Annotated in this window: 10 protein-coding genes; 9 read left to right on the plus strand and 1 reads right to left on the minus strand. The window is 40.2% G+C overall.

Features of this window, described 5'->3' with window-relative positions; translation table 11 throughout:
• Positions 1-139 precede the first annotated feature (139 nt).
• From JWP71_RS07655 to JWP71_RS07690, 8 genes are all read left to right on the plus strand, one after another.
• Positions 140-625 (plus strand): acyl-CoA thioesterase, encoded by a 486-nt coding sequence (locus JWP71_RS07655; protein ID WP_299498323.1) that lies wholly within the window; start codon positions 140-142, stop codon positions 623-625.
• A gap of 112 nt (positions 626-737) precedes the next feature.
• The gene (locus JWP71_RS07660) at positions 738-3,119 is read left to right on the plus strand and encodes a 3-hydroxyacyl-CoA dehydrogenase/enoyl-CoA hydratase family protein (RefSeq protein WP_299498324.1); all 2,382 of its coding nucleotides are present in this window, start codon (positions 738-740) and stop codon (positions 3,117-3,119) included.
• A gap of 27 nt (positions 3,120-3,146) precedes the next feature.
• The gene (locus JWP71_RS07665; RefSeq protein ID WP_299498325.1) at positions 3,147-4,322 is read left to right on the plus strand and encodes an acetyl-CoA C-acyltransferase; all 1,176 of its coding nucleotides are present in this window, start codon (positions 3,147-3,149) and stop codon (positions 4,320-4,322) included.
• A 118-nt stretch (positions 4,323-4,440) separates the two neighbouring features.
• The gene (locus tag JWP71_RS07670) at positions 4,441-6,219 is read left to right on the plus strand and encodes a long-chain fatty acid--CoA ligase (protein ID WP_299498326.1); all 1,779 of its coding nucleotides are present in this window, start codon (positions 4,441-4,443) and stop codon (positions 6,217-6,219) included.
• Between the two features lie 13 nt (positions 6,220-6,232).
• Positions 6,233-7,000: an enoyl-CoA hydratase/isomerase family protein gene (locus tag JWP71_RS07675; protein ID WP_299498327.1), complete on the plus strand. Its 768-nt coding sequence runs from the start codon at positions 6,233-6,235 to the stop codon at positions 6,998-7,000.
• 17 nt (positions 7,001-7,017) lie between these two features.
• Complete coding sequence (locus tag JWP71_RS07680) at positions 7,018-7,929, plus strand: SDR family oxidoreductase (protein WP_299498328.1); 912 nt, start codon at positions 7,018-7,020, stop codon at positions 7,927-7,929.
• Between the two features lie 54 nt (positions 7,930-7,983).
• Positions 7,984-8,868 (plus strand): c-type cytochrome, encoded by an 885-nt coding sequence (locus JWP71_RS07685; RefSeq protein ID WP_299498329.1) that lies wholly within the window; start codon positions 7,984-7,986, stop codon positions 8,866-8,868.
• A gap of 28 nt (positions 8,869-8,896) precedes the next feature.
• A complete protein-coding gene (locus tag JWP71_RS07690) occupies positions 8,897-9,352 on the plus strand; it encodes a DsrE family protein (protein ID WP_299498330.1) in 456 nt (151 codons plus the stop codon).
• A gap of 11 nt (positions 9,353-9,363) precedes the next feature.
• On the opposite strand, the gene JWP71_RS07695 is transcribed toward JWP71_RS07690, so the two are convergent.
• On the minus strand, positions 9,364-10,914 hold the full coding sequence (locus JWP71_RS07695) for an MFS transporter (RefSeq protein ID WP_299498331.1): 1,551 nt from the start codon (positions 10,912-10,914) through the stop codon (positions 9,364-9,366).
• 130 nt (positions 10,915-11,044) lie between these two features.
• Here JWP71_RS07695 and JWP71_RS07700 point away from each other — a divergent pair.
• Positions 11,045-11,360 (plus strand): hypothetical protein (locus tag JWP71_RS07700; RefSeq protein ID WP_299498332.1); only part of this gene is annotated, 316 nt, incomplete at its 3' end.

Genomic DNA, 11,360 nt, shown 5'->3' on the forward strand with positions numbered 1-11,360 from the left:
GTGATGAAAGAAAAATGATGATGATAGGACTAAAGCGCTATACTAAAACCGAAGATATTAATACCACACAAGCACGAAGAAATATTGCTGCAAAGATGATCACTGAAAATAAATATTGTTTTTAAAGTCTTTCTCTGTTATGAGCTTAACTAAAGCCGTTAAAAATTCTGGTAATAATTCAAATGATCATGCCATGAACGTTTTTTATGAAGGGCAGGTACTATGGTCGCAAATAGATTCAAATCAGCACATGAGGCATTCTGCGTATGCCGACTTTGCCGCGCAGGCCAGGTTAACCATGCTTGAAAGTATTGGCTTAAAACTATCTACTCTTTATAAATTTAAAATAGGCCCGGTATTATTCAGGGAAGAATTAATTTATCTGCGTGAAATAAGCATGAATGAACACATCAGGATAACATGCGAACTCACCAAAGCACGTCCCGATGGTTCGCGCTGGTCTATCAGGCATGAGCTATTCCGGAGCAATGGTGTTAAAGCTGCTGTAATTACAGCAGATGGAGCATGGATGGATACTACAAAACGCAAACTTGCTATTTTACCCGAGGAATTGAGCCAATTGTTTATGAAGGCCCCTAAAAGTAATGACTATACCCAGGAATAAATAATGCCTGATTAGATTAATTAAATTGATAATACTATAGAAATGAGTAAATTACTTAACAATTATATCCTAAAGCAAATTTCAAATCCTTCAATATAAATAAGTGTGTTTCATGGATGCCAAACGAATTATAAAAAAAGTAGCAGTATTGGGTTCGGGTGTGATGGGTAGCCGTATTGCCTGTCATTTTGCAAACATCGGCCTACAGGTATTACTACTTGATATAGTGCCTGAAAATGCACCCTCTGATGATCAGAAAACCAGGAATAAAATAGTTAACGATGCCCTCGCTTTCGCATTGAAATCAAACCCTTCACCTATTTATTTAAAGTCTTTCGCAAGGCGAATAATAACCGGGAACTTTGACGATGATATGCCAAAAATTGCAGAATGCGATTGGGTGATTGAAGTGGTAGTTGAGCGTTTGGATATCAAGCAAAAAGTATTTGGAAAGGTAGAAAAATATAGAAAGCCGGGCACCCTCATTACTTCCAATACTTCAGGCATCCCCATACACTTAATGACCGAGGGCCGAAGTGAAGATTTTAAGAACCACTTTTGCGGCACCCATTTCTTTAATCCTCCCCGATACTTGAAGTTGTTAGAAATTATTCCTACCAGGGATACATTATCCGGCGTTGTGGATTTTTTAATGGAGTATGGCGAGAAGTATTTGGGTAAAACTACCGTGCTGGCCAAAGATACACCTGCATTTATAGGCAATCGTATCGGTGTTTTCAGTATCATGAGCGTACTGCACTACGTTGACAAAACCGGTATGACGGTAGAAGAGGTAGACAAACTTACGGGCCCGGTTATTGGCCATCCCAAATCGGCAACATTCCGCACCAATGATGTGGTTGGATTAGATACTATGGTACATGTTGCAAACGGACTAAGCAAAAACGTGCCGGATGATGAAGCCAAGGAACTATTTAGGATACCTGATTTTGTGAACGGCATGCTTCATAACAATTGGCTGGGAAGTAAAACAGGTCAGGGTTTTTATAAAAAGGAAAAGGTTAATGGTATTAATCAGTTTTATGCACTGGATCTTAAAACACTGGAATATAAACCCTCGCAAAAGGTAAAGTTTGCCTCGTTAGAAACTACCAAAACAGTTGATAGCTTGAAGGACAGACTCAAGATTTTGTTTGCTGCAAAGGATAAAGCCGGCGACTTTTATCGCGCTACCTTTTACCAGCTTTTTGCATATTCCAGTAATCGTATACCCGAAATATCAAACGAGTTTTATAAAATAGATGCTGCCATGAATGCAGGTTTTGGGTGGGAGATGGGTCCTTTTGAAAAATGGGATGCATTGGGTGTAGATAATACCTTAAAAGAAATGGAAACTGCCGGGTATAAACCCGCGCGATGGGTGTATGATATGATAGCTTCCGGAGCAAAAAGTTTCTACAAAACAGAAAATGGTACGCGATGGTATTATGATATCCCGACTAAAAGCTACAAAGTAATCCCGGGTACAGAAAACTTCATATTGCTGGATAATATCCGTACGACAAATACTATATGGAAAAATAGCGGCTCAACCATTATTGATATTGGTGATGGAATACTTAACCTGGAGTTTCATACAAAAATGAATACAATAGGGAGCGAAGTAATAGAAGGCATTAATAGGGCCATTACCCTTGCCGAAACAAGTTATAAAGGCTTGGTTATCTCAAATGAGGGAACCAATTTTAGTGCCGGTGCCAATGTAGGGTTGATATTTATGATGGCTGTTGAACAGGAATTTGATGAGCTGAACATGGTTGTGAAAACGTTTCAACATACAATGATGCGTATACGCTATTCTTCTGTTCCGGTAGTAGTTGCCCCGCACCAGATGGCATTAGGGGGTGGTTGCGAAATGTGTATGCATGCCGATAAAGTAGTGGCTCATGCCGAATTGTACATGGGATTGGTGGAGTTTGGTGTAGGTCTGATCCCGGGCGGCGGCGGCACCAAAGAATTTGCCTTGCGTCTATCGGATGAACTTCAGGAAGGCGATATTGAATTAAACAACTTTAGGGAAAGGTTTTTAACCATCGGCCAGGCAAAGGTTTCTACCTCTGCTTATGAGGCCTTTGAATTAGGCTATCTAAAAAAAGGCCGCGATGTAGTGGTTGTATCTCCAAACAGGTTATTAGCAGAAGCAAAGCAGCATTGCCTGATGATGGCAGAAGAAGGATATGTACAACCCATCCCGCGCACTGATATCAGGGTATTGGGTAAACAGGCTCTGGGTTTGGGTTATGTTGGTGCCAACACCATGTATAGCGGTAATTACATTAGCGAGCATGATGTAAAGATATCTCAAAAACTGGCTTATATTCTTTCCGGAGGGGACCTGTCTCAGCCGTCATTAGTGAGCGAAGAATATTTATTGGGCCTGGAAAGAGAAGCTTTTGTCTCGCTTTGTGCTGAAAGAAAAACGTTGGAGCGTATTCAATCCATTTTAACAGGTGGAAAAGTATTAAGAAATTAATTTTAATAGATATAAATTCTAAATAAAATGAATGCTTATATAGTGGCGGCTTGCCGCAGTGCAATTGGAAAAGCTAACAGGGGTGGGTTTAGATTTACCCGCCCGGATACCCTTGCTGTAGATGTTATTAAACACCTGTTGTCGTCGGTACCCAATGTTGATAAAGAGCAAATAGATGATGTGATAGTGGGTAACGCAACACCCGAGGCAGAGCAGGGCCTGAATGTAGGGAGATTGATCTCTTTAATGGCGCTGGATACGGATAAGATACCAGGCATGACGGTAAATCGATATTGCGCGTCAGGTTTGGAAACTATAGCTATCGCATCGGCAAAAATACACAGTGGAATAGCAGATTGCATAATTGCAGGTGGCGTTGAAAGCATGAGTCTGATACCAATGGGTGGGTGGCGTATAATACCTAATGCAGACGTTGCTCTTGCTCATCCTGATTATTACTGGGGGATGGGTTTAACAGCCGAAGCGGTTGCGAAAGAATATAACATAGGCCGTGAGGAACAAGATAAGTTTGCTTACAATTCTCATCAAAAAGCAATCAACGCTATTAAAAATGGAAAGTTTAAAGATGAAATAGTACCGGTAAGTATTGTAGAAACTTACGTGAATGAGAGTGGACGAAAAACAAAAAGAGAATTTAAAGTGGATACCGATGAAGGTCCGCGTGCAGATACATCATTAGATGCGCTGGCGAAACTTAAGCCCGTATTTGATGCCAGGGGCGTAGTCACCGCCGGAAACTCATCTCAAACAAGTGATGGAGCGGCTTTTGTAATGGTAGTTAGTGAGCGTTTTTTGAAAGAAAATAAACTTGAACCAATTGCGCGGCTGGTTAATTATGCAGTGGTGGGCGTGCCGCCCAGAATTATGGGGATTGGGCCGCTATTTGCTATCCCGAAAGTGTTAAAAATGGCCGGAATTAAACAGCAAGATATAGATCTGATAGAATTGAACGAGGCTTTTGCTTCGCAATCATTAGCTGTTATTAAAGGGTTGGACCTCGATCCTGAAATTATTAATGTAAATGGCGGGGCCATTGCCCTTGGTCATCCGCTTGGTTGCACGGGGGCAAAACTTTCGGTTCAGCTTTTTAATGAACTAAAAAGAAGTGATAAAAAATATGGTATGGTTACCATGTGTGTAGGTGCCGGCCAGGGAGCCGCAGGAATATTTGAATTGTTATAATAATAACACCATAGGTTGGCATTTTTAGCCTAACTAAACGAATGAAAAAGTAAGATGATATACTAACATATACTAATACTGCCTACACATGGAAAAAGCGACAAGATTATTTGATTGCATGGCAGTTCAGGCCAAAGCGCCTCTGGACGATTTGTTAAATGCTAAAGTTAATGGCGCCTGGCAATCATACAGCACACAGCAAGTGCATGATATGATTTGTCAATTATCCATAGCTCTTTTGGATATGGGCGTTTCCGCTGGAGACGGTACAACCGAGGGGCGGGATAAAATAGGCCTTATAAGCGCCGGCCGCCCGGAATGGTTAATAACCGACCTTGCTGTGCAACAAATTGGGGCAGTGTTAGTGCCATTATATCCTAATACCAATTCTAAAGAACTTGAACAGATACTAAACGAGGCAGAGGTAAAGTATGTATTTGTTAGCAATAAAGAATTGTATGATAAGGTAAATGAGATACACTCCAAAGTCTCATCATTAAAAGCAATTTTTACGTTTGATATTATAGAAAGCTGCACTAACTGGACCGAATTATTAAAACCATTACAGGAGAAAGACCGGCAAAATTTAATAGCGGTTAGCAATGCTATTAGCGAAAATGATGTAACAACTATAATTTATACTTCGGGCACAACCGGCCAGCCAAAAGGAGTGATGCTGACCCATAAAAATATTTTGAGTAATGTAATGGGCTCGGGTTTGGTGCTTAATCAAATACCTATAACGCAAAAACGTGCTTTGAGTTTTTTGCCGATGAACCATATCTTCGAAAAAATGGTAACCTATATTTATTTCTTTTTTGGTTATTCTATTTACTATGCCGAAAACATGGACACCATAGGCGTTAATTTGAGAGAGGTAAAGCCTTATCTTTTTACTGCAGTGCCAAGAGTGCTTGAAAAGGTATTTGAGAAAATAATAATTGAAGGCAAGAAATTAAAAGGCATAAAAAGTAAGATATTTTTATGGTCGGTAAAAATAGCCGACCAATTTGAAATTAATAACAAGAGTACCTGGTATAAAATAAAATTAGCTATAGCCGATAAGCTGGTTTATAGTAAATGGCGCAAGGCGATAGGAGGAAATGTAAGTGCTATAATAGTTGGAAGTTCTGCTTGCCCGGTTAGGCTTGAAAAAATCTTTACGGCTGCCGGTATTGTTATTTTAGAAGGGTATGGACTTACTGAAACTTCACCGGTAATCTCGGTTAACCACTATCAGAAAAATAGCCGAAAGTTTGGAACGGTAGGCCCGTTATTGAGTGGTGTACAGGTGATGATTGCCGACGACGGAGAAATACTTTGTAAAGGACCTGGTGTTATGAATGGATATTACAAAAATCCGGAACTAACGGCAGAAGTAATGGAAAACGGATGGTTCCATACCGGTGATATCGGGGTATTGGATGAGGATTCGTTTTTAAAAATTACCGACCGCAAAAAGGAAATATTTAAAACATCCGGAGGGAAATATGTGGCCCCAACACCTATCGAAAATAAAATGAAGGAAAATTACTTTATTGCACAAATGATAGTGGTAGGATCAGAAAAGAAATTTGTGACCGCGCTAATTGTACCTTCCTATGCCAATTTAAAACCATGGTGCTTACAAAATAATATACCTTTTTCATCCAACGAACAAATTGTTAAAGATAGTAGAGTAGTCGACTTGTATTATTCCATAGTAAATGCATTCAATCTTGAATTTAATCATGTGGAGCAAGTGAAAAAAATAACGTTGCTTACTGATGAGTGGTCAACTGACAGCGGAGAGCTTACACCAACCGGAAAAATGAAAAGGAAAGTGATCACAGAAAAATATCATATTGAAATTGAAAAGATGTATCTGGATGAATTGACCGAAGTTCCAATTTTGTAAGTTAATTGATTTGATGAGCACACTTCAAACTACAGTAACCGATAAGTTGGCGGTAATTGCACTCGACAGAGGGCGTTCAAATCCTATTAATCATGAAATGGTTAAGGAGCTAAGCAGCTGCATCAAAACGTTACAGAGTGATGATAATATTGGTGGTGTGATCTTAACAGGTAAGGACGGTTTTTTTTCTTCGGGTATTGACCTGATTGAAGCTTATCAGTATAACGAGGAACAGTGCAGAGAATTTTGGGTGGATTTTTTAGCTCTTCAATATGATTTAGTTTCTTTCAAGAAACCATTGGTAGCTGCTATAAGTGGTCACAGCCCCGCTGGTGGTTGTATTTTGGCAATTTGTTGCGATTACCGTGTAATGGCCGAAGGAGAATTTATTATCGGTTTAAACGAAATCCCTGTTGGTATTATAATCCCGCAAAGTGTTTTCAATTTGTATGCGTTTTGGCTTGGGCAGCATAAAGCTTATCAATACCTGGTGGAAGGTAAACTTTTAAAAGTTAACGAAGCGCTGGATGCAGGACTAATAGACGAGGTAATTGCTCCGCGGGCTTTGATGGATGCAGCAAAGAAAAAGATAAAAACTTATATGCAACTGGACACTGTTGCCTGGAGCCAGAGTAAATTAAATTTACGTAAGGAGCTTATCAACAAATTAAAAACCAATCAAACTGATACCTTAAACAGGATGCTCGAACACTGGTGGGCCCCATCCAGCAGGCAGCGTTTACAAATGTTTATTGATAATTTAAAAGCCAGAACCACCTGAACATAATTCAACTAAATATGAGTACTACTACAACTATTGATGACCCCGCAGAAACAAAACAAGCAAACACCAAGGGGATGTTAAAGGATGATGCTTTAAAGGGGAAAACCGTTATTATAACAGGTGGTGGAACCGGGCTCGGGAGGTCCATGGGTACCTATTTTTTAAAATTAGGGGCTAATTTGGTAATCACCAGCCGTAAGTTTGATGCACTAAAGCAAGCGGCTGCCGAAATGGAAGCCGAAACAGGCGGCAAGGTTTTAGCGGTTGCCTGCGATGTAAGAAAATATGATGAAGTTGAAAAAATGCTTCAGGAGGCTGTTAAAGCCTTTGGCCGGATAGATATATTAATAAATAATGCGGCTGGAAATTTTATTTCGCCTACAGAACGCCTGTCGGCCAATGCATTCTCAACAATTATAGATATTGTATTAAAAGGCTCGGTTAATTGTTCCCTCGCTTTAGGTAAGTATTGGATTAGAGAAAAAATACCTGGTAACATACTAAATATAGTAACAACCTATGCTTTTACAGGCTCTGCTTATGTAGTGCCATCGGCCTGTGCAAAAGGTGGGGTGCTTGCCATGACCAGGTCATTAGCAGTAGAGTGGGGTAAGCATGGGATAAGAACCAATGCCATTGCTCCCGGGCCTTTTCCAACCGAAGGTGCATGGAAACAATTATTACCCGGAGAAATAGCTCAAAAACTCGATTTTAAGAATAAAGTACCGCTAAAGCGCCTTGGCGAGCACCAGGAATTAGCCAATTTGGCCGCTTTTCTGATATCTGACTTTTCAGGCTACATTAACGGGGAAGTAATTACCATTGATGGAGGTGAATGGTTGCAGGGTGCGGGTCAATTTAACGCACTCGAAATTATACCTGACAAAATGTGGGATGATATAGAAAAAGCAAGGATGAGCCTTTAAGCCAATTGCCCTGACAATTTATTTTTGTTACTTTGCTTTAAAGAATATCTCAGAATGCGCTTTTTATTTTTAATTGCAACTTGTATCAGTATCTGTATAATATTCAATTCGAATACAGAAATCTCGCCGGGCAATCCAGAAAAAGAAATATTGTACGGTAAAGATCTGATAGCGCGTACTGCTTATTATTTAGGCCCAAAAGGTAAAATTGCGACACTGTCAAACGGCATGAATTGCCAGAACTGCCATAATAATGCAGGCACTAAACCCTACGGACTTAGTCTAACCGCTGTTGCAGCAACCTACCCGCAATTTATGGCACGAACCAACAGCGTATTATCAATAGCGGGCCGCATCAATGGTTGTTTTCAAAGAAGTCTTAATGGTAAGACGCTTGATACCACATCAAAAGAAATGAAGGCTATGGTGGCCTATATTAAATGGTTAGGCCAGGATGCAGTTAAAGGGCAAAAACCGGCTGGTAGTGGTATTATTAAGCTGGCTTATATGGATCATGGGGCCGATACTTTAAAGGGTAGGGCAGTGTTCATGCTTAAATGCATGGTTTGCCATGGCGCCAATGGCGGCGGGGTGCTTGCTGCCAATAAAACTGTATATATTTATCCGCCCTTATGGGGCAGGCATAGCTATAATGACGGTGCCGGACTGTATAGGATAAGTAGCTTTGCGGGTTTCGTGAAAAACAATATGCCTTACGGAACCTCTTACAAAAAGCCGCAATTAACGGATGAGGAGGCGTGGAACGTAGCGGCTTTTGTTAACTCACAACCACGGCTGCATTTCGATCAGCATAATGATTGGAAGGATATAAAAAAGAAACCTATCGACTTCCCGTTTGGCCCTTATGCAGATGAGTTTAACGAAAGTCAGCATAAATATGGTCCTTTTAAACCAATTGCGGATGCTCAAAAAAATTAACTTTTAAACATAAATATAAACCATTAATATGAAAAACTTAATTAAATACTTTATTATCATTGTTGGTGTTGCATTGTTGAAACCTGCTTTGGCACAAACAACCAATGCTGATTACCAGGGAGCACCTGCTACTAAAGATCATTACAAAGCCTTATATTTTATTGACGAGGCTGATCCGGCGAAAATAAAAATGACTTTACGCAATATTGATAATGCCCTGGAGGACCCACGCCTTAAAGGTAAGCTGGAAGTTGAATTGGTTGCATTTGCCGGTGGGTATACCATGTTTTTAAAAGAAAATCCTTATGAGGCATCACTACTGGCTTTACAAAAAAAGGGGGTGATATTAGCAGAATGCAGCAATACAGTAAGAGAACGAAATATTGATAAGGCTACCTTATTCTCGTTTATTGGCTATGTACCCAGCGGTAATGGCGAGATCATTATTCGTGGAAATGATGGCTGGACAATTGTGCATCCGTAATCCTTGCTTTATTAAGGCTTATTATCTTTTATAACTGTACTATTCCTGATAAAGATCAAAGCCATTAACGCGCCAAAAAAACCAAGCGCTGCCGAAATGCGCATAATATTTGCATAAGCTTTTATAAAGCTGGTATGATAAGCTTTTTCAATAATCTGTTTATTAGTACCGGTAATACTGGTTGGTGGTTTGGCATTACCCAAATTAGAGGCTTGTTGAATTATTTCCTGCTTATCTTTTGGGTTAATAGAAATCGTCTTGATTTCATGCTGTAAAGCTCCCGAGAAAAACAGCACCGCCAAAGCGCCAAATATCGCGTTAGCAAAAACACCGGATATACGCGTCATGGCATTATTAATGCCCGAAGCTGTTCCCGAAAAATGATCGCTCACGGCACCCATTACGGCCGCGGTAAGCGGCGCTACGGTGAAAGACATGCCCAGGCCCAAAACTAATACGCCGGGGAAGAAAGTGGTCCAATAGTCGGAAGGCCCATTGGTTTGTTTGATGAACGACAGGATGAGCAATCCCGCGCCAGCTATTGCTGGCCCGCCAATGAGGAATAACCGCGGCCCTAATTTATCTGCTAAACTACCTGCGTAACGGGCAACGGTTATCATTAACACCGTAAAAGGTAAAAATGTTAATCCCGATTGCAATTGGCTATAACCTTGCACCTGTACCAGGTTTAAAGACAGGAATAACATCCCGGCGCCAAGCCCGGCATATAAAAAGAAAGTAAGCAAATTGGCACCACTGAAAGTGGAACTGGCAAATAACTTTAGCGGCATCATGGGATTATTGCTTTTTATTTCGATGATAATAAATACAATCAGGAACAGCACACCCGCTGCCAGCGAACCGTAAGCCTGTATATGATATAAACCTACGGTAGGTATCCGTAAAAACCCAAAGGTAATGAGTGCTAATCCCAACGCTATGGTAATGGCTCCGGGGAAATCAAGACCTTTGGTGTTATCCTCGTCTTTAATTTCTTTTACCTTCCATGTTAACATTAATAATGCTGCAATCCCAATTGGCACGTTAATAAAAAAAATATATCGCCATAATCCGGCATCAGCCAAAGCACCACCCAATATAGGGCCGCCCATAGTTACCACCGTTGTAAATGCAGACCATGTGCCAATTGCTTTCCCGCGCTCTTTAGCATTTATTGAGGAGGAGATGAGGGATAAGCTCCCCGGTATCATTAAAGCGCCGCCTATGCCTTGTAATATTCTAAAAACAACCAATAGTAACACATTGCCAGCCAATCCGCAAGCGGCAGATCCGCATATGAATATCAATATTCCCATCATGAATACCTTTTTTCGGCCTAGTTTATCGCCCATAGCGCCGCCAATTAGTATGAGCGAGGCTAGCATTAATAAGTAAGCATTTAGTATCCAGAATAAATCGGCACCACTTGCATTTAAACTTTTTTGCAGGGATGGCAATACTACGTTTAATGCTGTGGCGTCTATAAATGCCATAGCAGAGGCCAGTATGGTTGATACCATGATCCATTTACCTGCCGGGCTGCGCAGCGCTACTGTTGCCATTAAGATTTAGATTTATACAATATTAACTGTATTTTTCATTATCTGTTTTATATACTTGTGTATAATTAATAAACCAAGCTTGCCTATATAATACTTAGTATTATTGTATTATCAATTTATCATTAAAACCATGAAGAAGATTATTCCTGTTGTTTTATTAAGTGTTGTTTTTCTGTTATCCACCTCATTTATAAATGATGGCGGCTGGGAGAAATTATTGGATAAAGATTTAAGTAAATGGCGTATTTATCAAAGTTTCCGCCACAAAGATGACTATCATGGCAAAGCCCCGGTAAATGAAAAGGGCGAATTGATATCGCCAATAGGATATGATAAAAATGAAGCCCAATTGGTATCTGTAACAATGGTTAACAATGAACCTGTGGTAAGAATAAGCGGCGAAACCTATGGCTGCATATTTACCAAACAGGAGTTTCAAAACTATC

This window comes from Mucilaginibacter sp. (assembly GCF_028287845.1).
Taxonomy (GTDB): Bacteria; Bacteroidota; Bacteroidia; order Sphingobacteriales; family Sphingobacteriaceae; genus Mucilaginibacter.